The sequence below is a fragment of the Pseudomonas sp. SCB32 genome, from assembly GCF_009189165.1.
In the GTDB taxonomy this organism is placed as follows: Bacteria; Pseudomonadota; Gammaproteobacteria; order Pseudomonadales; family Pseudomonadaceae; genus Pseudomonas.
The window spans coordinates 934,595-961,207 of the sequence record NZ_CP045118.1 but is presented as its reverse complement, the minus strand read 5'-3'; the positions used below and the strand labels follow the sequence as shown (position 1 = coordinate 961,207).

24 protein-coding genes are annotated in these 26,613 nt (G+C 65.8%); 10 read left to right on the top strand and 14 right to left on the bottom strand.

Annotated features, from left to right (window positions below; all coding sequences use genetic code 11):
* The first annotated feature begins 1 nt into the window (after position 1).
* Positions 2-496 carry a DUF4136 domain-containing protein gene (locus GA645_RS04600; protein WP_152220379.1) on the top strand — a complete coding sequence of 165 codons (495 nt, stop codon included), beginning with the start codon at positions 2-4 and terminating at the stop codon, positions 494-496.
* A 3-nt stretch (positions 497-499) separates the two neighbouring features.
* Here the strand turns inward: GA645_RS04600 and GA645_RS04595 are convergent, their stop codons facing one another.
* Complete coding sequence (locus tag GA645_RS04595; RefSeq protein ID WP_152220377.1) at positions 500-802, bottom strand: DUF1883 domain-containing protein; 303 nt, start codon at positions 800-802, stop codon at positions 500-502.
* 130 nt (positions 803-932) lie between these two features.
* Positions 933-1,406: a DUF4345 family protein gene (locus GA645_RS04590; protein WP_152220375.1), complete on the bottom strand. Its 474-nt coding sequence runs from the start codon at positions 1,404-1,406 to the stop codon at positions 933-935.
* Positions 1,407-1,607: 201 nt separating this feature from the next.
* Between GA645_RS04590 and GA645_RS04585 the strand changes: the two genes are divergently transcribed.
* Positions 1,608-2,042, top strand: a complete 435-nt coding sequence (locus tag GA645_RS04585; protein WP_152220373.1) for a DUF411 domain-containing protein — start codon at positions 1,608-1,610, stop codon at positions 2,040-2,042.
* Between the two features lie 158 nt (positions 2,043-2,200).
* On the opposite strand, the gene alaC is transcribed toward GA645_RS04585, so the two are convergent.
* The gene (gene alaC, locus GA645_RS04580; protein ID WP_026079334.1) at positions 2,201-3,418 is read right to left on the bottom strand and encodes an alanine transaminase; all 1,218 of its coding nucleotides are present in this window, start codon (positions 3,416-3,418) and stop codon (positions 2,201-2,203) included.
* Positions 3,419-3,590: 172 nt separating this feature from the next.
* Here alaC and GA645_RS04575 point away from each other — a divergent pair, with 172 nt between their 5' ends.
* Both GA645_RS04575 and GA645_RS04570 read left to right on the top strand, forming a co-directional pair.
* Positions 3,591-4,451 (top strand): PhzF family phenazine biosynthesis protein, encoded by an 861-nt coding sequence (locus GA645_RS04575; RefSeq protein WP_152220371.1) that lies wholly within the window; start codon positions 3,591-3,593, stop codon positions 4,449-4,451.
* 67 nt (positions 4,452-4,518) lie between these two features.
* Complete coding sequence (locus GA645_RS04570) at positions 4,519-5,430, top strand: neutral zinc metallopeptidase (protein WP_152220369.1); 912 nt, start codon at positions 4,519-4,521, stop codon at positions 5,428-5,430.
* Positions 5,431-5,568: 138 nt separating this feature from the next.
* On the opposite strand, the gene GA645_RS04565 is transcribed toward GA645_RS04570, so the two are convergent.
* Both GA645_RS04565 and GA645_RS04560 read right to left on the bottom strand, forming a co-directional pair.
* Positions 5,569-6,018 carry a response regulator gene (locus tag GA645_RS04565; protein ID WP_152220367.1) on the bottom strand — a complete coding sequence of 150 codons (450 nt, stop codon included), beginning with the start codon at positions 6,016-6,018 and terminating at the stop codon, positions 5,569-5,571.
* Between the two features lie 127 nt (positions 6,019-6,145).
* Positions 6,146-8,041: a propionyl-CoA synthetase gene (locus tag GA645_RS04560; protein ID WP_152227904.1), complete on the bottom strand. Its 1,896-nt coding sequence runs from the start codon at positions 8,039-8,041 to the stop codon at positions 6,146-6,148.
* A gap of 234 nt (positions 8,042-8,275) precedes the next feature.
* Between GA645_RS04560 and GA645_RS04555 the strand changes: the two genes are divergently transcribed.
* Positions 8,276-9,157 carry an AraC family transcriptional regulator gene (locus GA645_RS04555; protein ID WP_152220365.1) on the top strand — a complete coding sequence of 294 codons (882 nt, stop codon included), beginning with the start codon at positions 8,276-8,278 and terminating at the stop codon, positions 9,155-9,157.
* A 107-nt stretch (positions 9,158-9,264) separates the two neighbouring features.
* Positions 9,265-9,444: a hypothetical protein gene (locus tag GA645_RS04550; RefSeq protein WP_152220363.1), complete on the top strand. Its 180-nt coding sequence runs from the start codon at positions 9,265-9,267 to the stop codon at positions 9,442-9,444.
* Between the two features lie 6 nt (positions 9,445-9,450).
* On the opposite strand, the gene GA645_RS04545 is transcribed toward GA645_RS04550, so the two are convergent.
* The 3 genes from GA645_RS04545 to GA645_RS04535 all read right to left on the bottom strand — a co-directional run bounded on the left by GA645_RS04545 (position 9,451) and on the right by GA645_RS04535 (position 15,166).
* The gene (locus GA645_RS04545) at positions 9,451-10,626 is read right to left on the bottom strand and encodes a multidrug effflux MFS transporter (protein WP_152220361.1); all 1,176 of its coding nucleotides are present in this window, start codon (positions 10,624-10,626) and stop codon (positions 9,451-9,453) included.
* A 190-nt stretch (positions 10,627-10,816) separates the two neighbouring features.
* Complete coding sequence (locus tag GA645_RS04540) at positions 10,817-13,969, bottom strand: efflux RND transporter permease subunit (RefSeq protein WP_152220359.1); 3,153 nt, start codon at positions 13,967-13,969, stop codon at positions 10,817-10,819.
* 12 nt (positions 13,970-13,981) lie between these two features.
* Positions 13,982-15,166, bottom strand: a complete 1,185-nt coding sequence (locus GA645_RS04535; protein ID WP_152220357.1) for an efflux RND transporter periplasmic adaptor subunit — start codon at positions 15,164-15,166, stop codon at positions 13,982-13,984.
* Positions 15,167-15,321: 155 nt separating this feature from the next.
* On the opposite strand from GA645_RS04535, the gene GA645_RS04530 reads away from it, so the two are divergent.
* Positions 15,322-15,954, top strand: a complete 633-nt coding sequence (locus GA645_RS04530) for a TetR family transcriptional regulator (RefSeq protein WP_152220355.1) — start codon at positions 15,322-15,324, stop codon at positions 15,952-15,954.
* Positions 15,955-16,239: 285 nt separating this feature from the next.
* Here GA645_RS04530 and GA645_RS04525 read toward each other — a convergent pair whose 3' ends face one another.
* A complete protein-coding gene (locus GA645_RS04525) occupies positions 16,240-16,437 on the bottom strand; it encodes a heavy-metal-associated domain-containing protein (protein WP_152220353.1) in 198 nt (65 codons plus the stop codon).
* A 154-nt stretch (positions 16,438-16,591) separates the two neighbouring features.
* Between GA645_RS04525 and GA645_RS04520 the strand changes: the two genes are divergently transcribed.
* From GA645_RS04520 to cueR, 3 genes are all read left to right on the top strand, one after another.
* A complete protein-coding gene (locus tag GA645_RS04520) occupies positions 16,592-17,050 on the top strand; it encodes a hypothetical protein (RefSeq protein ID WP_152220352.1) in 459 nt (152 codons plus the stop codon).
* A 97-nt stretch (positions 17,051-17,147) separates the two neighbouring features.
* Positions 17,148-19,553: a heavy metal translocating P-type ATPase gene (locus GA645_RS04515; RefSeq protein WP_152220350.1), complete on the top strand. Its 2,406-nt coding sequence runs from the start codon at positions 17,148-17,150 to the stop codon at positions 19,551-19,553.
* 46 nt (positions 19,554-19,599) lie between these two features.
* Positions 19,600-20,001 (top strand): Cu(I)-responsive transcriptional regulator, encoded by a 402-nt coding sequence (cueR, locus tag GA645_RS04510; protein WP_152220348.1) that lies wholly within the window; start codon positions 19,600-19,602, stop codon positions 19,999-20,001.
* An 86-nt stretch (positions 20,002-20,087) separates the two neighbouring features.
* Here the strand turns inward: cueR and GA645_RS04505 are convergent, their stop codons facing one another.
* The 5 genes from GA645_RS04505 to GA645_RS04485 form a co-directional block, all read right to left on the bottom strand.
* Positions 20,088-20,978: an EamA family transporter gene (locus GA645_RS04505; RefSeq protein WP_152220346.1), complete on the bottom strand. Its 891-nt coding sequence runs from the start codon at positions 20,976-20,978 to the stop codon at positions 20,088-20,090.
* A gap of 415 nt (positions 20,979-21,393) precedes the next feature.
* On the bottom strand, positions 21,394-21,945 hold the full coding sequence (locus tag GA645_RS04500) for a nucleotidyltransferase family protein (RefSeq protein WP_152227902.1): 552 nt from the start codon (positions 21,943-21,945) through the stop codon (positions 21,394-21,396).
* Positions 21,946-21,950: 5 nt separating this feature from the next.
* The gene (locus GA645_RS04495) at positions 21,951-22,847 is read right to left on the bottom strand and encodes a PA4780 family RIO1-like protein kinase (RefSeq protein WP_152220343.1); all 897 of its coding nucleotides are present in this window, start codon (positions 22,845-22,847) and stop codon (positions 21,951-21,953) included.
* A 73-nt stretch (positions 22,848-22,920) separates the two neighbouring features.
* Complete coding sequence (locus tag GA645_RS04490; RefSeq protein ID WP_152220341.1) at positions 22,921-24,102, bottom strand: two-component system response regulator; 1,182 nt, start codon at positions 24,100-24,102, stop codon at positions 22,921-22,923.
* Between the two features lie 65 nt (positions 24,103-24,167).
* The gene (locus GA645_RS04485; protein WP_256676062.1) at positions 24,168-26,441 is read right to left on the bottom strand and encodes an ATP-binding protein; all 2,274 of its coding nucleotides are present in this window, start codon (positions 26,439-26,441) and stop codon (positions 24,168-24,170) included.
* Positions 26,442-26,613 lie beyond the last annotated feature (172 nt).

Sequence of the window (26,613 nt, the reverse complement as noted above, 5' to 3'; positions counted from 1 at the left end):
CATGCCCCGCCTGATCCTGCCCCTGCTGCTTCTCCTGCTGGCCGGCTGCGCCAGCGACCCCGCCACCGTCAGCGTCTCGCCGAACGCCGATGGCCACCAGAGCACCTTCTTCATCCAGGCCGCGCGCGCGCCGGGGCAACGCGAAGACCTCGAAGACCGCTTCGACCTCGGCGTACGCCGGGCGCTGGAGGCCAAGGGTTATCGCTACCAGGAAAGCTCGGGGGACATGCGGGTGATCTACCTGTTCGGGCTGGACAACCAGGCAGGGATTGTCCAGCGGCCGGTGGCAACTTCCGCAGGCGTGATCACGCAGACACAGATCACCGACTCCGCAGAGGCCCGACTGGCCCTGCGGATTCTCGACGAAGCCTCAGGCGAGGTGCTGTTGCAGGTCCAGGGGGCCCGCCAGCTGCACGATCCGTCCCTGACCCAGCAGGCGTTCGACACTGGCATCGCCCGGCTGCTGAAGGACTTCCCCGCGCACGCCGGACGCTGAGTATCAGCTGTAGTTGGACGGCGACTTGCGGACGAACTTGATGCTGTACTTGAAGTCGGCCTTGCGCGTGACGCTGATGGCGCGGCGGGTCACGGTGTCGATGGTGACGTTCCAGTAGCCGGTGCTGGGCACCTTGATCTTCGCCGGGAAGCGGTCGAAGGCGCCGCCGTGGTAGGCGTGACGGCCACCGTTCTTGAAGCTGCGGAAGTTGGCGTCAGTCATCAGGCGGATGTTGCAGGTCATGGAGCACTCGATGACCACCAGATCGCCTTCGTTCAGGTGTTCACGTTGATGTACGAACTTCATGCTGGTCCCGCCCTGCTTCTACCGCAAAATCAATACGATAGCACGACACGCGCGGTAACCCGGCATTCCGGGTGCGTTGCGCCGCCCCGCTCATCCGGCCGCTGACGTTCGACCGGGGCTTTTGCGCTGTTCAGAGCCCCTCGAAATCCGCCCGATGCTCCTCGGGCTCGTCAGGTTCCTTGGTCGGGGCACCAGGAGTGGCGGCAGGCCGGTTGCGCGATTGCCGCTCCAGCCAATAGAGCGCGAAGATCGCCAGCGCCGAGATCACCCCGCGATAGACCACTCCAGCGAGCTGCGCGTCCATCTCCATGCCGCCTTCGGTCCAGGCGATCAGCAGGCGCGACAGGGTCAGGGTCAGCTGCACCAGGATTACCAGGATCAGTGCCGGCCGCACCAGCAGGCGGCGGCGCAGGGCGAACACCAGGAACAGGGCGAGGGCGAACTGGTGGCCGCCGTAGAACACCCGGGCATCGCTCACCGAGGACGGCTCCATCAGCAGCATGCCGCTGAGGTTGGCCATTTCGTAGGGACGAATCCAGTAGAGCAGCCCCAGGCCACCCCACACCAAAGCCTGGACCAGCAGGACGAGACGGGCGAAGAGCATGCTCTTTCTCCTTGGCCGAGTAGCCATTTCCAACGCGCCCACCGCTGCGACCCAGTGCCGCGGACGCATCACCGATCAGCTAGAGACCCCGGAAGACGCGGCAAGTTCGCGCCTTTCGTCATATATGGATACAGCTGGCCGATGGGGTGGCCCAGCCGCCGGGAGTATTCTCGGGCGCTTCTGGTCTTCGAGGTTTCCACCATGCGTACCCTGCTACTGCTCACCGCCCTTGTCGCCGGCGCCGCCCAGGCCGCTGAACCGCTGACCATCGACGTTCACCGCGATGCCAACTGCAGTTGCTGCAAGGACTGGATCAAGCACCTGGAAAGCAACGGCTTCACCGTCAACGACCACGTCGAAGCGGACATGAGTGCAGTGAAGACCAAACTTGGCGTGCCTTACAGCATGGGCTCATGTCACACGGGTGTGATCGACGGCAAGTTCGTCGAAGGCCATGTGCCGGCCGCCGATGTCCTGAAGCTGCGCGAACGCGCCGATCTGGCCGGTGCCGCCGTCCCCGGCATGCCGGTGGGCTCGCCCGGCATGGAAATGGGTGATCGGCATGACGCCTACCAGGTGGTGGGCCTGACCAGGACCGGGCAGCGTGAAGTGCTGGCGGACTACCCCGCGCACTGACACCACGGCCAAGGCTTTCCCTCACCCCTGAGTGCGGGTTCGCCGGCGCGCGGGGCTATCTCCGGGTTTCCGCGTGACAATGCTCCGCGAGCGCGATGGGGTGAGGGACTGCAAAACGAAAAGGGCGGCCGATGGGCCGCCCTTTTCGCGTAATGGCGTTACTCCGCCTTGGCCGGCAACAGCCCGTCGGCGCGGAACATCGCCTTGATCCCGCGCACGGCCTGGCGCAGGCGATCGCGGTTCTCGATCAGGGCGAAGCGCACGTGGTCGTCACCGTAGTCGCCGAAGCCGATGCCCGGCGACACCGAGACCTTGGCGTCCTTGAGCAGCTTCTTGGCGAACTCCAGGGAACCCATGTGTGCATAGGGCTCGGGAATCTTCGCCCAGATGTACATGGAGGCCTTGGGGTTCTCCACCATCCAGCCTGCTTCGTGCAGGCCTTTCACCAGCACGTCGCGGCGCTTCTGGTACTGCTCGGCGATGTCGCGCACGCACTGCTGGTCGCCTTCCAGTGCGGCGATGGCCGCCACCTGCAGCGGAGTGAAGGTGCCGTAGTCGTGGTAGCTCTTGATCCGCGCCAGGGCCGAGACCAGCTCCGGGTTGCCAACCATGAAGCCGATACGCCAGCCGGCCATGTTGTAGCTCTTGGACAGGGTGAAGAACTCCACCGCGATGTCCTTGGCGCCGGGCACCTGCATGATCGACGGGGCCTTCCAGCCGTCGAAGGTGATGTCCGCGTAGGCCAGGTCGTGCACCACCAGCACGTCGTAGCGCTTGGCCAGATCGACCACGCGCTCGAAGAAGTCCAGCTCCACGCACTGCGCAGTGGGGTTGGAGGGGAAGCCGAGGATCATCATCTTCGGCTTCGGAATCGATTCGCGGATCGCCCGCTCCAGCTCGTTGAAGAAGTCGATCCCCGGCACCAGCGGCACCGAGCGCACCTGGGCGCCGGCGATCACCGCGCCGTAGATGTGGATCGGGTAGCTGGGGTTGGGCACCAGGATGGTGTCGCCGTGGTCCAGGGTGGCGAGCATCAGGTGCGCCAGGCCTTCCTTGGAGCCGATGGTGACGATGGCCTCGGACTCCGGGTCGATCTCAACCTCGTAGCGATCGCGGTACCAGTGCGAGATGGCGCGGCGCAGACGCGGAATGCCACGGGAAGTGGAGTAGCCGTGGGTGTCTTCGCGCTGGGCGACCTGGCAGAGTTTCTCGACGATGTGCGGCGGCGTGGCCCCGTCCGGGTTGCCCATGGACAGGTCGATGATGTCCTCGCCACGGCGGCGGGCGGCCATCTTCAGCTCGGCGGTGATGTTGAAGACGTAGGGGGGCAGGCGATCGATGCGCGCAAAGCGACGAGCTGAACGGGGTTCAGTCATGGTGTCCTCTGATTAACGTAGGCGCCCGGAACCGTCCGAGCGACGCCGGCCACTGCGGTGGCCTGGAAAGCGCGGCGCTGTGACCTGCGCTTTCTTGTCGGCGAACATATAGCTCGCTAGGCTGGCTGTCGAGTTTTTCTTTGCGCCGCTCAAGGGCGGCATCTGGAGGCCCATGTCCGCGCAATACTACTGGCAGCTCGACGTCTTCGCCGACCAACCGCTCACCGGCAACGGCCTGGCGGTGTTCCCCGATGCCCGCGGCATCCCTGAACAGACCCTGCTGGCGTTGACCCAGGAGCTGCGCCAGTTCGAGTCGATCTTCCTGTTCCCGTCCGCCTCGCTGGACACCTACTCGGCGCGCATCTTCACCGTCGACGAGGAGCTGCCCTTCGCCGGCCATCCGGTGCTGGGCGCCGCCGCGCTGCTGCACCACCTGCACCAACGCGGCGAAGAGGAACACTGGAGGCTGGAGCTGCCGGCCAAGGAAGTGAAGGTTTTCACCCGCCGTCGCGGTGCGGGCTTCCACGCCGAGATGAACCAGGGCGCCGCCGACTTCGGCAGCGTGCTGGATGACGACGCGCGCCGCTGGTTCGCCGAGGCATTCTCGCTGACTGCCGCCGACCTCGCCGACTACCCCGCCGCCGTGGTCAGCACCGGCCTGCCCTATCTGCTGCTGCCAGTGCGCAGCGATGCCTTGGGCCGCGTGCGCCAGCGCACGGATCTGACGGCGGAGCTGGCAAAGCTCCACGCCGCCTTCGTTTTCGTGCTGGATGTGGATAATCGCGAAGGCCGTACCTGGGACGGCGCCGGGATCATCGAGGACGTCGCCACCGGCAGCGCCGCCGGCCCTGTCGCGGCCTACCTGGTGGAGCTGGGCAAGGCGCGACGCGGCGAGCTGTTCCAACTGTCCCAGGGTCGCTTCGTCGGCCGTCCGAGCCGGCTCGACGTGCAGGTCGGCCAGGACGATGACGTCCGCGTCGGCGGCGACGTCCAGCTGCTCGCCCGCGCCGAGCTGCTGCACCGCTTCGCCTGACGACCGGGCTGGCGGCCAACGCCGCGCGATACAACACTGAACCCACTTGCACCATGGAGAAGCCGCCATGCTCTGGCGCAAAGGACGACGCAGCGACAACGTAGTGGACGAACGGGATGGCTCTGATGATGGAGCAGGCAGTGACACGGGCGGTGGTGGCGGCATGCGCATCGGCGGACGCGGCCTGAGCCTGGGCGGTGTGGCCATTGTCGTTGTAGTCGGCCTGCTGATGGGCCAGGACCCGATGCAGATCCTCGGCTCGCTGCTGGGCCAGATGGATGTCTCGCAGCAGGCACCGAGCCGCCCGGTACAGGGCAAGCCGGCCAACCCCAATGATCCGCAGGTGGAGTTCGTCCGCGCCATCCTCGGCGACACCGAGGACACCTGGGGCGAGATCTTCGCCCGCAGCAACGCCCGCTACGAGCAACCCAAGCTGATCCTGTTCAACGGCGGGGTGAACTCGGCCTGCGGCTTCGCCTCCTCGGCGGTCGGCCCCTTCTATTGCCCGGGCGACCACAGGGTCTACCTGGACCTCGGCTTCTTCCGCGAGATGGAGCAGAAATTCTCCGCCGCCGGCGACTTCGCCCAGGCGTACGTGATCGCCCACGAAGTCGGCCACCATGTGCAGAACCTGCTGGGCATCTCCGCCAAGATCCAGGCCGCCCGCCAGCGCGGCGCACGCATGGAAGGCGCCGACGGCCTGTCGGTTCGCCAGGAACTGCAGGCCGACTGCTTCGCCGGCGTCTGGGCCAACCACGCCCAGCAGCGCCTGAACTGGCTGGAGCCGGGCGACGTGGAAGAAGCGCTGAATGCCGCCAACGCCATCGGCGACGACCGCCTGCAGCGCCAGGCGCGCGGCACCGTGATGCCCGACTCCTTCACCCACGGCACCTCGGCGCAGCGCGTGCGCTGGTTCAAGCTCGGCTTCGAGAGTGGCTCACCGGGCAAGTGCGATACGTTCAAGGCGCAGACGCTCTAACACCGCATTACGCGTAGGGCGTACAACCGTTCGCGGTTGTACGCCGATACACCACATTCCGTCGGTCGGCTCCAGGGCCGAGTTCTGAGCGTCCGGACAGCAAGGTCAAACGGCGTACAAAGTCGAACGTTATGCACCCTACGCTCCTCGATCCTGCAAACAACGACTCAGCGCGAGCAGGAAGTACTCCGGCTCCACCGGCTTGAGCATGATCTCCACTACGTTCAGCCCCATTGCCTCGATCAGGTCGAGGGTGTCGGCCTGCCCGGAGAGTACGAGGATCGGCAGGAAGGTGCCGATGGCGTTGAGTTCGCGGATCAGTGCCAGCCCCGAACCCTTGCGCTCCATCGGCAAGTCGGTGATCAGCAGGTCGATGTCCGACTCGTCCCGGCGGATACGGCGCAGCGCTTCGGCGGCGCTCTGGGCGGTGAGGCAATGGATGTCGGCAGCCTCGATCAGATCGCGCAACTCCGCCAACACCTCAGGATCTTCATCGACGAGCAGTACCACGGAACTGCGCGGAGTCGGCGCGTTGACTTCCCGCAGCGCCGCCAGTTCTTCCTCGTCGAGAATGTCCGGGTTGACCATAGCCGCAATACCACCCGCAGAGGCATATCTGCACGAGTATAGAAGCAGTTAGCCATTACCCACGCCGAATAAAAAAGGCCGCACGGATGCGGCCCTGGAAGACGCCGGCAGGACCGGCACGTGGGAATCAGCTCGCCTTGGCCAGCCCGGCCCTGCCCAGGCGCTCGGCGATCTCGCCAAGGATGCTCGGGTCGTCGATGGTGGACGGTGGCGCGTACTCCTCGCCGTCGGCGATCTTGCGCAGCACGGCGCGAAGGATCTTGCCGGAGCGGGTCTTGGGCAGGCGCTTGACCACCACCGCGCGCTGGAAGCAGGCCAGCGCGCCGATGCGCTCGCGCACCAGCGCCACCAGTTCGCGCTGCAAGGCATCCTCGGCGATCCTCGCGTCGTCCTTGAGCACCACCAGCCCCAGCGGCACATGCCCCTTGAGTTCGTCTGCCACGGCAATCACCGCGCACTCGGCCACGGCCTCATGCAGCGACAGCAGTTCCTCCATCTCACCAGTCGAGAGCCGGTGGCCGGAGACGTTAATCACGTCGTCGGTGCGCCCCATGATGTAGACGAACCCCTCCTCGTCCACATAGCCGCCGTCGCCGGTGTGGTAGTAGCCGGGATAGGTCTTCAGGTAGGCCTGCAGGTAACGCGGATGATCATTCCACAGGGTCTGCGCGCAGCCCGGAGGCAGCGGCAGGGCGATGACGATGGAGCCCTGCTCGTTCGGGCCCAGCACCTGACCTTCGTCGTCCACCACCTGCACGTGATAGCCGGGCACCGCACGGTTGGTGGAACCGGCGCGCAGGTCGTGACCGTCCAGGCCGGTGCAGGGAGCGGTCACCGGCCAGCCGGTCTCGGTCTGCCACCAGTGGTCGTGCACCGGCTTGCCGGTGAGTTCCTCCAGCCAGTGCTGGGTGCTGCTGTCGAGTTTTTCGCCAGCGAGGAACAGATGGCGCAGTGAGCCCAGGTCGTAATGCTTGAGCAGTTCACCGTGGGGGTCTTCCTTGCGGATCGCGCGGATCGCCGTGGGCGCGCAGAACAGGCTGTTGACCTTGTGCTCCTCGATCACCCGCCAGTAGCTGCCGGCATCCGGGGTGCGCACCGGCTTGCCTTCGTAGAACACCGTGGTGCAGCCGTTCATCAGCGGGCCGTAGACAATCAGCGAGTGGCCGACCACCCAGCCGACATCGGACACGCCCCACCAGATATCGCCCGGCTGCAGACCGAAGATGGTCGGCAGTGCATAGTGCAGCGCCACCGCATGGCCACCGTTGTCACGCACGATGCCCTTGGGTTTCCCGGTAGTGCCGGAGGTGTACATGATGTACAGCGGGTCGCCGCTGGCCAGCTCCACCGGGTCCGCCGGCTGGGCGTGGGCCAGGGTCTCGCGCCAGTCGAGGTCGCGCCCGGCATGCAGCTCGGCCATCGCCTGCGGGCGCTGCAGCACCAGCACATGAGCCGGCTGGTGCAGCGCCAGTTCCAGGGCCTTGTCCACCAGCGGCTTGTATTCGATGACCCGGTCGAACTCCAGCCCGCAGGACGCGGTGAGGACCAGCTTGGGCTTGGCGTCGTCGATGCGCAGCGCCAGCTCGTAGGGCGCGAAGCCACCGAACACCACCGAGTGCACGGCGCCGATGCGCGCGCAGGCGAGCATCGCCATCGCCGCCTGCGGCACCATCGGCATGTAGATGATCACCCCGTCACCCCGCTCCACGCCCAGCGCGCGCAGGGCGCCGGCCAGGCGCGCGACTTCGTCGCGCAGCTCGAGGTAGCTGAAGCGCTGCTGGGTATTGGTGACAGGAGAGTCGTAGATCAGCGCGGTCTGCTCGCCGCGGCCGAGCTCGATCTGGCGATCCAGCGCGAGGTAGCTGGAGTTCAGGCGGCCATCGGCGAACCAACGGTGGCTGCCATCAGGCAGGGATTGCAGGATGTCCTGCGGAGCGCGGTACCAGGCCACGCGGCGGGCCTGCTCGGCCCAGAAAGCGGACGGCTCCGCGATGGAGCGGTCGTAGCACTGCCGGTAGTTCATCATCTGAGCCTCTTATTTGTTGTTATCGAGGTCGAACAACGAGTATGGCCGGGGTTCGCTCCCCCACCATCAACCTTTGGTCGTACGCCGGCCATTCACAGGCGGTAGCCGGCTTTTATTGCGCAAACGACAGCAGAACGTTCCACACAAGGGCAAAGCTATCACCGGCACACAACGCCAGTGATCGACTAAATTGTGCACTTGCTGGATTAAATTGCTGAGCGAGATACCCGTATGTCGAGAACCTCGGACTGGCCCCTTCCCGCCGACAGCCTGCGCCTGGTGCTGCCGCCGACGCTGCTGCAGAAGCTCGCCACGCACCCGCTCAGCCGCGACCTCTATCCCAGTTCCCTGGGTCATTACCGCCGCGCCCGCGAGCATCAGATGAGCCGCGAGCAGCACGACGACCACCTGCTGATCTACTGCAGCGAAGGCCAGGGTGAACTCCTCGTCCCCGGGCAGTCCCAGGCGGTCGGCTGCGGCGACCTGATCTGGCTGCCGCCGGGCGTGGCCCACGCCTACCACGCCGCCCCCGCCAATCCCTGGACAATCCATTGGGTACATCTGCGTGGCGATGGCGCCGACTGGCTGCGCCAGGCCGCCGGCTACGGGGACTCGCCAGTACGCCACTGGGGCCTGCAGCACGCCCTGGTCAGCGGCTTCTCCCAACTGCTGGAGGCGCGCCTGAGCGGCTATCGCTTCCAGCCCTTCCTGCTCGCCGCCAGCCGCCTGCGCGCCCTGCTCTGCCAGTTGCCGTTGCTGCGCCCGGTGCGCGATGCAGGGCTGGACCTGGACGGCCTGCACGCCTACATGCGCGACAACCTGCACCAGCGCCTGGACCTGCCGCAGCTGGCGGCGTTCTGCAACCTCTCCAAGTTCCACTTCGTCAGCCGCTACCGGGCGCTCACCGGGCGCACGCCAATCCAGCACTTCCTGCACCTGAAAATCGAATACGCCTGCCAGTTGCTGGACAGCAGCGCCTGCGGTGTCGCCCAGGTCAGCCAGGCCGTGGGCTATGACGACAGCTATTACTTTTCAAGACTTTTCAGCAAGGTCATGGGGATTTCGCCCAGTGCCTACCGCAGGCGCCTGAGCCAGGGGCGCGGTGGTGCATGAGGGGGCGACCGGGCCGGCCGTCGGCGACATTGCGTCGCATCTTTTACCGTTCGGTGACGGGACTACACTGAGAATCCCTTCAGAGACCGTTCAGGGGTGCCCCCGTCATGCACATCCTCGTTCGCCCGTCCGCCACCAACAAGAATCAGCCCTGGGAAGTCTGCCTGGATCAACAGGCCGTCGGCTTCCGCAGCGAGCGGGAAGCTCGCACCTTCGTCGATACCCTGGAAGCCCGCTTGCGGGCGCCGCACCACTTGCCCGAGTTGCGCCGCCGCGCCGTAGGCTGAGGCCGCTCAGGCGGCGCGTTCGCTGATCTGTCCGCTGGACCAGCCGAGCAGCGCCGCCGCCAGACCGCAGGCGGTAATCACCAGGGCCATCGGCAACGCCGAACCGTCGTGCAGCGCACCGACCAGTGCCGAAGCGCACGCCGCCACCGTGAATTGCAGGCTACCCATCAGGGCTGACGCGCTCCCGGCGTGGCGCCCCTGGCTGGCCATGGCGCAGGCCGATGCGTTGGGCAGCAGGAAGCCCAGGCAAGCGATGGCGCCGAACAGCGGGATCAGCAGCGGCCACAGGTGCGCCGGTTTAGCCAGGGTGATCGCCAGCAGCGTCGCGCCGCAGGCGAAGTACACCCACACCGCCCTGCGCAACCAGAAGCCCGGCCCGCGATAGCGCAGCAGCCGCGCATTCGCCTGCGCCATCAGGATGAAGCCGGCGGCGTTGCTGCCGAAGATCCAGCCGTAGTGTTCGGGCGGTACGCCATAGAGCTGGATGAACACGAACGGTGAACCGGCGATGTAGGAGAACATTCCGGCCACGGCGACGCCACCGGTCAGCGCATAGGTGAGGAAGGAGCGGTCGGCGAACAGCGCCAGGTATTGCCGCCCAGCCCCGCGCAAGGGTGCCCGCGGACCGGCCGGGATGGTCTCCGGCAGCCACAGGGCAATTGCCGCGCCGGCCAGCGCACTGAACAGCGTCAGGCAGAAGAAGATCGACTGCCAGCCAGCCACGTCCAGCAGCAAGCCGCCGCACAACGGCGCGAGGATCGGCGCCAGCCCCATCACCAGCATCAGCTGCGAGAAGGCCTTGGCGGCGGCGATCGGATCGCACAGGTCACGCACCACCGCCCGCGAAATCACCATGCCCGCGCAACCACCCAGCGCCTGGACGAAACGCGCGCCGATCAGCCACTCCAGGTTCGGCACGAAGGCACAGGCCAGCGAGGCCAGGGTGAAGATGCTCACCCCCAGCAGCAGCGGAATACGCCGACCGACGCGATCGGCCAGCGGGCCGTAGAGCAACTGGCCGATGGCGAGGCCGGCGAAGTACGCCGACAGGCTCAGCTGGATATGCTCGACATCGGTGTCGAAGGCATGCGCCAGCGCCGGGAAGCTGGGCAGATAGAAGTCGATGGCCATCGGCCCGAAGGCACTCAAGGCGCCAAGGATCAGCAGGATACGGAGATTCATGAGGTCACCTGGGCACACACCGGCGGTGGCGGCTCAGGCGCCAGGGCGGACGGGGTGTAAGGTTCTGCCGCGAAAGCGCTGCGCGACGATGCCTGGCATTTTGACAACGGCCGGAAAATTAGCAAGCTCGCTAATCAATTTCCCGAAAAGATGGTAGGGCGGACCGGCATATTGCCGGTCCGCCCCGGCTTCAGGCCTTGTGGACCTCGCCCTCGGCGGGCTTGCCCTTGTTCTTGCGGCTGGACAGCTTGTCGGAGGCCGACTCCACCAGCATGTAGAACATCGGGATGAGGAAGGTCGCCAGCAGGGTCGCGGCGAGCATGCCGCCGATTACCCCGGTACCGATCGAGTGACGGCTGGCCGAGCCCGCGCCGGTGCTGATCGCCAACGGCACGCAACCCAGGATGAACGCCAGCGAGGTCATGACGATCGGGCGGAAGCGCAGCTTGGCCGCTTCCAGCGCTGCCTCCACCGGCCCCATGCCCTGCTCTTCACGGCAGAGCACGGCGAACTCGATGATCAGGATCGCGTTCTTCGCCGCAAGACCGATCAGCGTCACCAGACCCACCTGGAAGTACACGTCGTTGTCGATGCCGCGCAGCCAGATGGCGAGGATGGCGCCGAATACCGCGAAGGGCACCGCGGTGACCACCGCCAGCGGCAACGACCAGCGCTCGTACTGCGCCGCCAGGATGAGGAACACCAGGATCAGGCCGAAGATGAATGCCTGGCTGCCCGAACCCTGCGCCTCCAGCTCCTGGTAGGCCGAACCGATCCAGGTCAGCATGTAGTCCTGGCCGAGGGTCTGGTCAGCCACCTGCTGCATCGCCGCCAACGCCTGGCCGGAGCTGTAGCCCGGAGCCGGGCCGCCGAGCAGCTTGGCCGCGGGGAACACGTTGAAGCGCGAGAAGGTATCCGGGCCAAGGATGCGCTTGACCTGCACCAGCGTCGCGAGCGGAATCAGCTCGCCAGTGGCGGAGCGCACGAAGACCTGCTTGAGGTCCTCCGGCTTGCGGCGGAAGTCCGACTCGGACTGCAGGTTCACCTTCCAGGTACGACCGAACAGGCTGAAGTCGTTGACGTAGTAGGCGCCGAAGGTCGACTGCATGGCGGTGAACACATCGTTGATCGCCACGCCAAAGGCACGTGCCTTGGTACGGTCCAGGTCGATGTAGTACTGCGGCACGTCGGCGTTGAAGGTGGTGGTCACGCCGGCCAGTTCAGGACGCTTGGCAGCCGCTGCCATGAACTTCTGCACGATTGCCTGCAGCTGCTCGGGAGTGCCGCCGCTGCGGTCCTGGATGTAGGCCTCGAAGCCGCCGGTGGTGGACATGCCAGTGATCGGCGGCGGGTTGAACGACAGGGTCACGCCGCCCTGTTCACGGGCGCCCATGCCCATGAAGGTACGCGTCAGGTTGCGCGCATCCAGCGCCGCTTCCTTGCGCTCATTCCAGTCCTTCAAGGTCACGAAGGACACACCAGCGCTGGTGACGTTGGTGTTGGTCAGGATGTTCAGGCCAGAGAAGGTCACCACGTCCTTGACCGCCGGATGCTTCTGCAACTGATCGGAGACCGCGTTGGTCAGCTCCTCGGTGCGCTTGAGCGAGGAAGCTGGCGGCAGGATGTAGGCGTTGAGCACATAACCCTGGTCCTCGTCAGGCACCAGCGAGCCGGGCACCCGGCCGAACAGCACCACCATCAGCGCGATCATCCCGCCGACCAGCAGCAGGCCGACGGACGCGCGCTTGAGGAAGAACTGCACGCCCGCGCCGTAGCCTTCGGTGGCCTTGTCGAACATGCGGTTGAACCAGCGGAAAGGCGCTGCCGGTTCCTTGTGCTCGGGCTTGAGGATCAGTGCGCAGAGCGCCGGTGACAAAGTCAGTGCGACGATGCCGGAGATCACCACCGACACCGCAATGGTGATCGCGAACTGCTGGTACATCTGCCCGGCGAGACCGCCGAGGAAGCCAACCGGCACGAACACCGCGCAGAGCACGAGGACGATGGCGACGATCGGCCCCGTCACCTCCTCCATCGCCTTGATCGCTGCCTCCCGTGGTCCGAGCTTCTCCGTTCGCATTACCCGTTCGACGTTCTCCAACACCACGATGGCGTCGTCGACCACGATGCCGATGGCCAGCACCAGGCCGAACAGGGTCAACAGGTTGATGGAGAAGCCCAGCAGGTACATGCCAGCGAAGGTGCCGACCAGCGATACCGGGATCGCCAGCACCGGGATCAGGGTGGCGCGAATGTTCTGCAGGAACAGGTAGACCACCAGCATCACCAGCACCAGGGCCTCGAAGAAGGTGTGAATCACCTCCTCGATGGACACCTTCACGAACACCGTGGTGTCGTAGGGGATGGTGTAGACGATGCCCTGCGGGAAGCGCTTGGACAGCCGGTCCATGGTGCTGCGCACGGCCTCGGCGGTATCCAGGGCGTTGGCGCCGGGCTGCAGGTACACACCGAAGGCCGCGTTCTGCTGGCCATTCAGGGTGGTCATCATCGAGTAGTCCTGAGCCCCCAGTTCGACCCGGGCGACGTCCTTGAGCAGCAGACTGGCGCCAGTGCTGTCGGTACGCAGGATGATGTTCTCGAACTGTTTCGGATCGGAGAAGCGGCCCTGGGTACTTACCGTATAGGTGAAGTCCTGCGGGGTGTTCAGCGGCTCCTTGCCGAAGTTGCCGGCGGCGAACTGCGAGTTCTGCTCCTGAATGGCGTTGACCACATCGGTCGGCGTGAGGTTGTACTGCGCCAGCTTGTCCGGGCGCAGCCAGATGCGCATGGAGTAGTCCTTGGCGCCGAACTGGGTGACGTCGCCCACGCCGGGCAGACGCTTGAGCTCGTCGATGACGTTGATCAGCGCGTAGTTACTGATCTGCACCGGGCTGACCGAGTTGTCCGGCGAGTACAGGATCACCAGCTGCAGGATGTCCGAAGACTTCTTCTGCACCTTCACGCCCTGCCGGCGCACTTCCTGGGGCAGCTTGGCCAGCGCTGCCTGCACCTTGTTGTTGACGTTGATGGTGGCCTGGTCGGGATCGGTACCGACCTTGAAGTACACGGTGAGGGTCATGGCACCGCTGCTGTCCGAGGTGGACAGCTGGTAGATCATGCCTTCGACGCCGTTGATTTCCTGTTCCAGCGGCGCGGCGACGGTTTCCGCGATCACCTGCGAACTGGCGCCCGGATAGTTGGTGGTCACCGACACCTGCGGCGGGAGGATCTCCGGGTACTGGGCAATCGGCAAGGCGTGCATGGCCGCCATCCCGCCCAGCAGGAACATGATGGAGATCACCATGGCAAAGATCGGACGATCGATGAAGAAGCGCGAAATCACGATGGGCGCTCCTTAGGACTGGGACTGGGCAGTATTGGACGCAGGCTGCTGCGCGCCACCTTCTACCGGCTTGACCGGCTGATCAGGGCGCACCTTGATCAGGCCGTCCACGATGACCTTGTCCCCGGCATCCACCCCCGCTTCGATGATCCAGCGACCATTCACTGTCTGCGAGGTGGTGACCTGCCGCACGCGAGCGAGGCCGTCCTTGTCCACGACATAGACAAAGGTGCCGCGCGGGCCCTGGGCCAGCGCACGCTCAGGCAGGGTGACCGCGTTCTTGCGGGTGATGCCTTTGACCAGCACACGAACGAACTGGCCGGGAATCAACTGGTTCTTCGGGTTGGGCACCACGGCGCGGGCATTCACGGTGCCGGTGCCGGTGTTGACGAAGCTGTCGGTGAAGTCCACCACGCCATCGATGGGGTACTGGCTACCGTCGCCGAAGTGCAGCTCGGCACTCAGCTTGCCGTCCGCCGGCAGGCTCAGCCGGCCGCTCTGCACGCCATCGCGCAGGCGCGCCGCCTCGGTATCGGGGTACGCGAAGTTGACGTACACCGGGTCCAGCTGGGTGAGCTTGGTGAGCAGGCTGGACCCGGGGTCCGCAGCGGCCACCAGGCTGCCTTCGGAACGCACTTCCTTACTCGCCATGCCGGAAATCGGCGCGGTCACCGTGGTGTAGTTCAAGTCGATCTGCTTGGCCTGCACGTTGGCACGGGCGGCCTCGACGTCGGCCTTGGCCTGTTCGAAGTTGGAGATGTAGCGGTCCAGCTCGCTTTCGCTGGCGAAGCCTTTCTTCTGCAGCTCGCGGATACGGATCAGGTCCCGGTCAGTCTGGCGGTAGCGCGCCTGGGCCTGTGCCAATGCGCCCTGGGCCTGACCCAGAGCAGCCTGATAAGGACGCGGGTCGATGCGGAACAGCACCTGCCCTTCCTTGACCGGACGGCCTTCTTCGTAGGTGCGGCGCTGCAGGATACCGCTGACCTGCGCACGCACTTCCACCTCACGGTAACCTGCGGTGCGGGCGGCGTACTCCAGCGTGACGGGAACCACCGAGGTCTTGGCGACTTCAATGGTCACCGGCGGAGGCGGCGGAGCAGTAGTGGCAGGTTTGTCCTCAGCCTGCAGCACCGTGGCAAACAAGGCAGGCAAGCCAAATACAGCAAGCGCAACGGGCAGACGGCGGACAAACTGCATGTAACCTCTCCATGGAATGACAGAAATTGCTTAACGGTAGGAATATTGACTGAGAGGAGTTCACTTGCGCCAGTGCCAGCAAGGGACTGTTCGTACTTTAAAATCAGTAAACTGCCAACTAAGTAGTGATCCTAGCCTGTATACCAGCTTGCGCCATGAGAAGAACTAAAGAAGATTCGGAAAAGACACGGCAGACGATTCTCGACTCGGCCGAGCAGCTTTTTCTGGCCAAAGGCGTCTCCAATACGAGCCTCGAAGAGATCGCCCGAAGCGCGGGCGTGACCCGTGGCGCGGTGTATTGGCACTTCCAGAACAAGGCGCATCTATTCAACGATCTGCTCAACCAGGTACGCCTGCCGCCCGAACAACTGGCACAGCGTCTCTCCGGCTGCGACGGGCACGATCCGATCCAGTCACTGTTCGAACTGAGCGTGGAAGTCATCGAAAACCTGGCGCGCCACCCGCAACGCCGGCGCATCCTCACCATCCTGCTGCAGCGCTGCGAATTCACCGACGAACTGCGCGACGCCGAGGAACGGCACAACCACTTCGTCCGTCAGTTCATTGAGTTGTGCGAGCAGTTGTTTACCCGCGAAAGCTGCCGCAGCCGGCTGATGCCGGGCGTGACGCCACAGATCGCTTCGCGCGCGGTGCATGCGATGATTTTCGGTCTGCTCAGCGACTGGCTGCGCGACCCGGCGCTGTTCGATGCGGAGCGGGAAACCCGCTTCCTGTTCGATGCACTGTTCCGGGGGCTGGTGCGCGACTGGAGCGCGCCCCTGGCCTGAGGGGCCGGCGAGGAACCGGCCCGGAGGGAGTGAGGACTCAGAGCCTATTTGCGATCTCGCGAGCCAGGGTAGAACAAGGCGCAACGACCAACGGGAGTAACAGCCGCAGGCTGGCCCGCAGGGTGAGCGCCAGCGAATCAAACAGGCGAGGAAGCGGAGGGTAAATAAGCAGTACTCGCTTCGCTCACCCCTCCGGGGCCGCACTGAAGTGCGTTAACCGCAAGCGGCTTCCGAGCCTGTTTTTAACGCAGTTATACCGACGCGCAGCAGATCGTAAACAGGCTCTCAGGCGACTTCAGCTTCGTAACCTTCCTCACGGATCGCCGCGAGAATCGCCGAGTCGTCCAGACGGCTGGCGACGCGCACTTCACCCTGGCCCAGGTCGACCTGAACGTCCGCGGCCGCATCCAGCGCCTGCACCGCCTGGGTAATGGAGCGTACGCAGTGACCGCAGCTCATGCCTTTTACCTGGAAGGTATGCATGGGAAATCTCCTGTCGTGTGATGAGTCGTTGGATGCAGTCTCGACCTTCCCCTCATGGCAAGGTCAAGCCCTCTCGCGAATTGTTGCCACATGCTTGTCCTGCGACAGGCTCTCAGCCAAGCTGCGCAGACGATCACCTCCCGGAGAACGCCCCATGCGCCGTTCCCTTTCGCTGGTCCTCGGCCTGCTGATCTGCGCCCTGGCGCAAGCCGACGGCATGCCCGAGACGCCCCCCGCGCCGGTGCCCCCCGCGCAACCGGCACCTCCGCCCGCCACACCCAGCCCCTGGCCGCTGCCCGACGCCCAGCCGGTAGCCTACGCCGTACTCATCGTCAGCCGCGAACGGCTGGACACCGGTACCGGCTGCGACATCGATCTCTATGTACAGGATCAGAAAGTCTCGCGCCTGCAACCCGAAGGCGAGATCGCCCTCAACCTCCCGCCGGGCCAGATCTCCTTGCGCCTTCAAACCGCCAACTCCGGGCTCTGCCATGGCGGCATCGAGCCACTGCGCGCGCAGTCGGTGACGCTGCGCGCTGGTGAAGTGCGCAAGTTCCGCATCGCCAACAGCGAGAGCGGCCTGTATCTGATGCAGGTTTCCAACGGCAGTTGAACGGGCGAGTTGACCTGTGGCAAGGAGCCGCGGAGAAAGGGTTGACCTTACCCTTGTGTCAAGGTTGATCCTGTGGGGGAACTTCAGGGAGAGCCCCATGAACAGTGCAACCTCCATCGAACTCGATCTCCCGGTCTCCGGGATGACCTGCGCCAGCTGCGCCGGCCGTGTTGAGCGTGCCCTGCGCAAGGTACCCGGCGTGCAGGACGCCAGCGTCAACCTCGCCAACGAACAGGCCCGCGTCCGGTTGGCCGGACCGTCCGGCGGCGACACCCTGCCCGCCCTGATGGCGGCCGTCGAACAGGCCGGCTATGCAGTGCCGGCGCACAGCCTGGAACTGGCCATCGACGGCATGACCTGCGCCAGCTGCGTAGGCCGCGTCGAACGCGCCCTGCGCAAGGTGCCCGGCGTGCGTGGGGTGAGCGTGAACCTCGCCAGCGAACGCGCCCACCTCGACCTGCTCGGCGCGGTGGAAACCGCCGACCTGATCGCCGCCGTCGACAAGGCCGGCTACAAGGCCCGCCCGCTCGAATCCGACCAACCCAGCGTCGACCCGCAGGTCGCACGCCTGGCCCGCGAACGCTGGTGGCTGGCCGCGTCCATCGCCTTGTCGCTGCCGCTGGTACTGCCGATGATCGGCGACTGGCTGGGCCTGCACTGGATGCTCCCGGCCTGGGTGCAATTCCTGCTCGCCACCCCGGTGCAGTTCCTCATCGGCGCGCGCTTCTACGTCTCCGCCTGGAAGGCCGTGCGTGCCGGCAGCGGCAACATGGACCTGCTGGTCGCCCTCGGCACTAGCGCCGGCTACGGCCTGAGCCTGTACCTCTGGTACGCCGCAGGGCCGGGACAGATGCCGCATCTCTACTTCGAAGCCAGCGCCGTGGTGATCACCCTGATCCTGCTCGGCAAGTACCTGGAAAGCCGCGCCAAACGCCAGACCGCCGCCGCCATCCGGGCGCTGGAAGCCTTGCGCCCGGAACGCGCCACCCGCGTCCGTGACGGCGTGGAAGAAGAAGAGGTCGCCATCGCCGAATTGCACCTGGGCGACGAAGTGCTGGTGCGCCCCGGCGAACGCTTCCCGGTGGACGGCGAAGTGCTCGATGGCCAAAGCCATGCCGACGAAGCGCTGATCACCGGCGAGAGCGTGCCGGTCGCCAAGGCTGTGGGCGATGCGGTCACCGGCGGCGCCATCAACGGCGAAGGCGTGCTGCGGGTGAAGACCACCGCGCTGGGCGGCGAAACCGTGCTGGCCCGGATCATCCGCCTGGTGGAAGACGCCCAGGCCGCCAAGGCACCGATCCAGAAGCTGGTGGACAAGGTCAGCAACGTGTTCGTCCCGGTGGTGATCGGCATCGCGCTGGTCACCCTGATCGGCTGGCTGCTCGCCGGCGCTGGCTGGGAACACGCGCTGATCAACGCCGTGGCCGTGCTGGTGATCGCCTGTCCGTGCGCCCTGGGCCTGGCCACGCCTACAGCAATCATGGCTGGCACCGGCGTGGCGGCGAAACACGGCATCTTGATCAAGGACGCCGAAGCGCTGGAAGTCGCCCACGGGGTCGACGCCGTGGCCTTCGACAAGACCGGCACCCTCACTTCGGGCCAGCCGCGCATTACCAACCTCGCCGCCAGCGACGAGGCACAGGCCCTCGCCCTGGCGGGCGCCCTGCAGCGCGGCAGCGAACACCCGCTGGCCAAGGCCGTGCTCGACGCCTGCGCCGAGCGCGGGCTGGCCCCGACCGCCGCCGAGGCCACCCAGGCCCTGGCCGGACGCGGCATCCAGGGCCGCGTGGATGGCCGCCTGCTGGCCCTGGGTAACCGTCGCCTGCTGGACGAACTGCAACTGCCGCCCGGCGAACTAGCGGACTCTGCACAACGCTGGGAAGCCGAGGGGCGCACCCTGTCCTGGCTGATCGAGCGCGAGCCGCAGGCGCGCGTAGTGGCCCTGTTCGCCTTCGGCGACAGCCTCAAGGACGGCGCGAAACCCGCCATCGACGCTCTGCGCCAGCGCGACATCGCCAGCCACCTGATTACTGGCGACAACCGCGGCAGCGCCAAAGTCGTGGCAGACGCGCTGGGCCTGGACGACGTGCACGCCGAAGTGCTGCCCGGCGACAAGGCCGAGGTGGTCGGCGCCCTGCGCAAGAACGGCAAGGTGGTGGCCATGGTCGGCGACGGCATCAACGACGCCCCGGCGCTGGCCGCCGCTGACGTGGGCATCGCCATGGGCGGTGGCACCGACGTGGCCATGCACGCCGCCGGCATCACCCTGATGCGCGGCGACCCACGGCTGGTTCCGGCAGCGCTGGACATCTCCCGGCGCACCTACGCGAAGATCCGCCAGAACCTGTTCTGGGCCTTCATCTATAACCTGGTGGGTATCCCGCTGGCCGCCTTCGGCCTGCTCAACCCCATGGTCGCTGGCGCGGCGATGGCCGCCTCGAGCGTCAGCGTGGTGAGCAACGCCCTGCTGCTCAAACGCTGGAAACCCCAGGACCACCAGTAAGACTCACGCCCCGCGCAAGCGGGGCGTTCGCTCAAGAGGAATCGGCATGAACATCGGCGAAGCGGCGAAGAAGAGCGGCCTGACCGCGAAGATGATCCGCTACTACGAATCCATCGGTCTGCTCGCCCCCGCTGGCCGCAGCGCCAGCGGCTATCGGCACTACAGCGAGCAGGACCTGCACAGCCTGGCGTTCATCCGCCGCTCGCGGGACTTCGGCTTTTCCCTGGAGGAAGTCGGCCAGCTGCTCGCCCTCTGGCAGGACCGCCAGCGCGCCAGCGCGGACGTGAAGGCCCTGGCCGCCCGGCACATCGAGGAGCTCAACCGCAAGATCGCCGAACTCAGCAGCCTGCGCGACACCCTGCAGGAACTGAGCGACCACTGCCAGGGCGACCACAGGCCGGACTGCCCGATCCTCAAGGATCTGGAGTCGGGGAATTGCTGTCACTGAGATGCCTTTCTTAGGAGCGAGCTTGCTCGCGAATCAAACCCGCTGCAGGGCCGTTCGCGAGCAAGCTCGCTCCCACAGTTTTGGGATCAGCCTTGTGCGCTGGCAACGGCTCGACGGCGCCAGATCGAAGCTGGCAGCACAGTCACGGCCAGGCCGACGAACACCAGAACACAGGCCATCCAGTCCTGGCGGGTCAGCGCTTCGCCGAGGAACAGCCAGCCCGACAGCAGCCCGGACACCGGCACCGCCAGTGCGAACGGCGTGACCTGGCTGGCCGGGTAGCGGCGCAGCAGGAAGCTCCACAGGCCGAAGCCAACGGTGGTGGCGAGGAAGGCGATGTAGAGCAGCGCACCGACACCGGTCCGGTTGATGTTCAGCACGGCGTGCTCAATCGCTTCGGGACCTTCGAATATCCACGACAGCACCAGCAAGGGCAGCGGCGGGATCAGGCTGACCCAGCTGATCAGGCGCAGCATGTCGCTGGCGCCGGAGCGTTTGGTGGCGATGTTGGAGAAGGCCCAGGCCAGGGCGGCGGCGATCACCAGCAGGAAAGCCAGCAGGCTGTCGCCCAGCGGGCGCTCCAGGCCGATCAGCAGCAGTCCGCCAGCGGCCAGCGCCAGTCCCAGCAAGGCACGCGGCGTGGGTCTTTCGCCCAGCAGCGCGGCGGCGATCAACACGGTGAAGAACACCTGACTCTGCAACACCAGCGACGACAGCCCGGCCGGCATGCCGATGTGCATGCCGACAAAAAGCAGCCCGAACTTCACCACGCCCAGCAGCAGGCCGATCTGCACGATGCGCCAGAATGGCGCCGGCAGCGGGCCACGCAGGAAGATCAGCGGCAATGCGGCCAGGGCGAAACGCAGGGCGCAGAACAGCAGTGGCGGGAAATCGTGCAGGCCGACCTTGATCACGACGAAGTTGACACCCCAGATCAGGGTGACCAGCAGGGCGAGCAGGATATGGCGCAGCGGCATGGCGGGAAGCTCGGGGTGGGATAGGGTAACGCTACCAGCCTGGCCCGCCGCTGTATGGATACAGTTGGTGCCGTACAGTTGTGCCGCCGTTGTACCTCGTGCCGACACGACGACAGGGCTGGGCTCGGAGCGCCCTGAAGCCGGAGTCAAACGGCGTATAACGTCGCGAGGTGAGCGTCAGGGCTTTTGATCTCGTAGGAGCAACAGTCTTTTGTGCCCTTGTAGGATGGCGTAGAGCGAAGCGAAACCCATCAACACCGTGCACCGACAGCATGGGTATCGCTGCGCTCCACCCATCCTACGAATTGCGGCAACTCCAGTCCTGGTGCACGACTCCTGTAGGAGCGGAGCGTCTCCGCGAATATCGGCACGCGCTGAATGCTTCGCGGACAAGAGCTAGGCGCCCCCGCCGCTCCTACAGGGGGTCGATCTGCAGATTGGGCCAGCGCGCCAGCCAGTTCTTGGCGGCCAGTCGTTCGCGGTAGATATCCGGCTTGGAATGAAAGCGTTCGGTTGGCCGAACGCGCAATTCCAGCAGATCGTCGACACCCAACGGAGCCAGCAGATCCAGCGCGTCGCCGCGCAAACGCACCGCCACCGCCGTGCAGACCTCCGGCCAGTGGCGCAGGGCATTGGCGCAATCCCGATAAGGTCGATCGCCATTGCGCAAATGCATGCGCGCCTGGTTGCGCACCGACCAGGGCACACCGGGACAAGCCTCCTGCAAGCGCCGCTCCCAGGCTTCGTCCACTTTGGCGCCCAGGCAGTTTTCAGCGAAATACAGTACGTCCACATCGGCCAACGGCGTTGCATCGACATAGTCGTGCAACCTATCCCACACGGCGTTGCGCACGAAGCCGGCGCCGATCCAGGCGTCGGCCGGACCGTGATCGCGCACGGCGTGCAGCAGCCGCATGCGACCAGGCTGTGCGGCGATCAGGGCTAGGAGATCGGACTCTCCGCGCAGCGCGGTCAAGCCTGCTCCCACGGCGGGGGCGGCGGTTCATCGCGGGTCTGCGGCGCGTCCTGGGCGGCACGGCCGGCTTCGCGGCGCGCCTGTTCGCGCAGGGCGTCGGCGATTTCGCGCAGCACCGAATCGACGTCCGCCTCGTCCTCGGGGTCGTCGAAATGGCCGGTCAGCGGGGTGTCCGGCAGCAGCTGCCCTTCTTCATAAAGCGCCCACATTTCCTTGGCGTAGTGGGTGTACTGGAGTTCCGGGGCGAAGCGCCCGAAGTACGCCGCCATGTTGCCCACGTCACGCTCCAGCATGCGGAAGGCGTGGTTGTTGCCAGCGGCGTCCACCGCCTGGGGCAGGTCGATGATCACCGGGCCGTCCGGCCCCACCAGCACGTTGAATTCGGACAGGTCGCCGTGCACCAGGCCGGCGCAGAGCATCATCACGATCTGTCGAATCAGGAAGGCGTGGAATTCGCGGGCCAGCTCCGGCTCCATCACCACGTCGTTCAGGCGCGGTGCGGCGTCGCCATCCTCGTCGGCGATCATTTCCATCAACAGCACGCCGTCGAGGAAATCGTAAGGCTTGGGCACCCGCACGCCGGCATTGGCCAGACGGAACAGCGCGGCAACCTCAGCGTTCTGCCAGGCTTCCTCCTGTTCCTTGCGGCCGTACTTGCTGCCCTTGGCCATGGCGCGTGCCTGGCGGCTGTTGCGCACCTTGCGCCCTTCCTGGTACTCGGCGGCCTGGCGGAAGCTGCGCTTGTTGGCTTCCTTGTAGACCTTGGCGCAGCGCAGCTCGTCGCCGCAGCGCACCACATAGACCGCTGCTTCCTTGCCACTCATCAGCGGTCGCAACACTTCGTCGATCAGGCCATCTTCGATCAGCGGCTCAATGCGTTTCGGGGTCTTCATCGGGCTTCCTGGCATACCTCTCTGCGGGCGCTGCGCACCTTATACGTCAATCCCTGTCGGCCGCCCAGCGCGATCAGGGGGCGGGCGGCGTCAGTTCGATGTTTTCTATCACCGCATCCTCCAGCCGCAACAGCTCCAGGCCAAGGGCCTCGTCGCTGTCGGCATAGCGCAGGGCGATGCTGGCGAAGCCTTCGGCGGCCTCGCTGAAGGCTTCCACCATGCGCGGGTCGAACTGGCTGCCGGAGCCGGCCTTGATCCGTGCCGCCGCTTCATCCGGCCCCAGCGAGGTGCGGTAGGCGTGGCGACTGGTCATTTCGTCGTAGCAATCGATCAGCATCAGCATCCGCGCGGCCATCGGGATGCGCTCGCCGGCCAGCCCTTCCGGATAACCGCCGCCATCCCAGCGCTCGTGATGGCTGTGGGCGATCTCCTTGGCGTAGCGCAGGAAGTCCGCCGGATAGCCGAGCTTGCGTTCGGCCGCCGCCAGTGCGTCGTGGCCGACCGTGGTATGGCTTTGCATGATCGCCTGGTCAGCCTCGTCGAGCTGACCGGGGTGGTGGAGGATGCGGTCCGGCACCGCGACCTTGCCGATATCGTGCAACTGCGCCGAGCGCGACAGCAGCTCGATGTTCTCCACCGAGAGCTCGTTGGAAAACTCGTTGCGCAGCGCGAGGGTGCTGCCGAGCAGGCGCATGTAATGCTCGATGCGCACCAGATGCTGGCTGTGCGCGTTGTCGCGCAGATCGCACAGGGTCGCCATGGCCTCCAGCGTGGCGTCCTGGATGGCTTGCAGCTCGCGGGCGCGGCGACGCACTTCCAGCTCCAGGTATTCGCTCTTGTCGCGCAGGAAGTCGGCGTTGGCCTTGAGGTTGAGGTGGGCACGGATGCGCGCCAGGGTCACCGGCGGGCTGATCGGCTTGGTGATGTAGTCCACCGCTCCCAGGTCGAGGCCCTTCTGCTCGTCCGAAGCATTGACCATGCCGGTGAGGAAGATCACCGGGATGTCGCGGGTCGCCGGATCGGCCTTGAGCTGCCGGCAGACTTCGTAGCCGTCCATCTCCGGCATCATGATGTCGAGCAGCACCAGGTCCGGCCGGGGATCGCTCTGCACCAGGCGCAATGCCTTGGCGCCACTGGGGGCGACACGCACCTGATAGCGGTCCATGAGCAGTTCGCTCATCAACATCAGATTGTCCGGCTGGTCATCCACCACCAGGATCAGTTCCTGCTCCGGCCGGTCGAGCATGCTATCCATTGCGTTCCCCTTATTGATCAGACTGCCACGCGGCGCCAGATCGGACCTTTCATCCGCGCCGGCGTTCAGATCCTGATGTCGCGATCCCTGGCCAGATTCACCAGGTTCTCCAGGGCACGCTCGAACTCGAAGCGCTTGATGTTCGTCGCGATGCCTTCGTATCCCTCATTGAAGACGCTGCGCAGCAGGCTTGCACGCTCGCCCAGCAAACGCCCGGCGCGCGGATCGTCGGCGGCCAGCAGCTGCGCCAGGCGCCGGCAGACGCGCTCGACCTCCACCCCGTCGCCAGCGGGGATCGGCACCGGCTCGGCCTTTTCCGCCGCCGGTAACGTCTCCGGCGGGGGCAAGGCATGGCTGATGCTGTCGAGGTTCACCTCCTGAGCATCGTCCACCCGCCCCATGGGCAGGCGGCACCAGAACAGGCTGCCCTGCCCCGCCTCGCTCTCCACGCCGACGCTGCCGCCCATCGCCTCCGCCAGCCGCTTGCAGATCGCCAGCCCCAGCCCCGAACCACCATAGCGCCGGGTGATCGAGCTGTCAGCCTGGCGGAACGACTCGAACAGGCGAGCCTGCTGCGCCGGGGAAATACCGATACCGGTATCGCGCAGGCCGAAGTACAGCTGCAGGTTGTCCTCGTCCTCCTGCTCCAGATCGACGACCAGCACCACTTCGCCGCGCTCGGTGAACTTCAGCGCGTTGTTGGCGTAGTTCATCAGGATCTGCCGCAGGCGCAGCGAGTCTCCCACCACCTTGGCCGGCACCCGCGCGTCGATCTCGCAGCGCACCGCCAGCCCCTTGTTCGCCGCGCGGATGCTGAGCAGGTCGAACAGCTCGCCGAGCATGCGTTCAAGGTCGAAATCGATGTGCTCGAACTCCAGCTTGCCGGCTTCCACCCGCGACAGGTCGAGGATGTCGCTGATCAGCTCCAGCAGGTACTGACCCGAGCCCTGGATCTTGCCCAGGTAATCCAGCTGCTGCTCATCCAGGGTGGTTTCCTGCAGCAGGTGCGCAAGCCCGATGATGATGTTCAGCGGCGTGCGGATTTCGTGGCTCATGTTGGCGAGAAAGTCGCTCTTGAGCTGCGCGGCTTCCTCGGCGAGGTCACGGGCCTGGGCCAGCGCGACCTCGGTGGACTTGCGCGCGGTGACGTCGCGGCTCACGCCGACCAGCCCCAGCAGGTGCCCGTTGTCATCCTGGAAGGCACTGCGCAAGGTATCGAACAGCACCTGTCGGCCGTCCGGATAGACCACCCAGCCCTCGCTGGCGAAGGGCTCGCTGCCCGTCAGCGCCTGGTGGTCGCGGTCGTGCCGGTTGGCAACGGCGTTGCGACTGAACAACTGGCGGTCGCTGCGCCCGATGATCTCGTCCGGACGTCGCCCCAGGCAGTCGGCGAACGCCTGGTTGACCCCCAGGTAACGGCCCTGGGTGTCCTTGAACCAGATCGGGTCGGGAATCGCGTTGATCAGCGCCAGCAGCGTGCTGCGCTGGCGGCGCTCCTCGGCTTCGGCGCGGGCGCGCTCGGTGACCTGGATCGACAACCGCCGGTTCCACACCAGGACGAAGGCCAGCAGCGCGAGCACCCCGACCACCCAGGGCCAGGCGATCTGCAGCAGGTGCATCCAGTCGAACACATCCAGCGACGGCAGCCAGCGGGCCTGGATCTCCTCCTGTTCGCTGCGGGAAATGCTGCCCAAGGCGCGGTCGAGCAACGGCACCAGCGGCTCCAGTTCCTTGCGCACGGCGAAGCGCACCTGGCTGTTGCCCAGGCCGCTGTCGCCACGGACTTCCAGGTTGGTCAGATTCAGCTGCTCGACCAGGTAGGTCGACGTGATCAGGTTGCCCACATAGGCATCGGCCTTGCCGGTGGAAACCGCCTTCAGGGCGCCGGGCGAATCGTCGCTGACCACGAAGACGACGCCGGGCACGGCCTTCTCCAGCAGTTCCTGCACGGCATAGCCCTGCTCCACCGCCACCCGCCGCCCGGACAGATCATCGAGCGTGCGGATGGTACTGTCGCGACGGGCGAAAATCAGGCTGCTGGTCAGCAGGTACGGCTGGCTGAAGCTCAGGAAGCGCTTGCGCTCCTCGGTCATCGCCACCGACGGCACAAGGTCCACCTCGCCGGCGTGCACGGCGGCCAGCACGTCATCCCAGGTGTTGTAGATCACCGGCCGGATCTTCATCCCCAGGCGTTCGGAAATCAGCTGCAGGTAGTCGGCGCTGATGCCGTGGAACTGGTCGAACTCGTCGATCACCTCGAACGGCGGCCAGCCAGCGCGGAACAGCCCGACGCGGATCGGTTCGTGGGCACTGACGAACGCACGTTCCTGATCGTTCAATGCAAGGCTCGCCGCATGCGCCGGGGCATACAGCGTGACGAGCAACAGGCAGCAGAAGCAGAATCGAAGCAAGGCAACGCTCTCTGAAGGCGGACACCGGCAAGCGTAGCCCGCAGTTTGAAAACGCGATGCGGATTGCCCGCACGCGGCGCGGGACAGACAATTTGCCCAA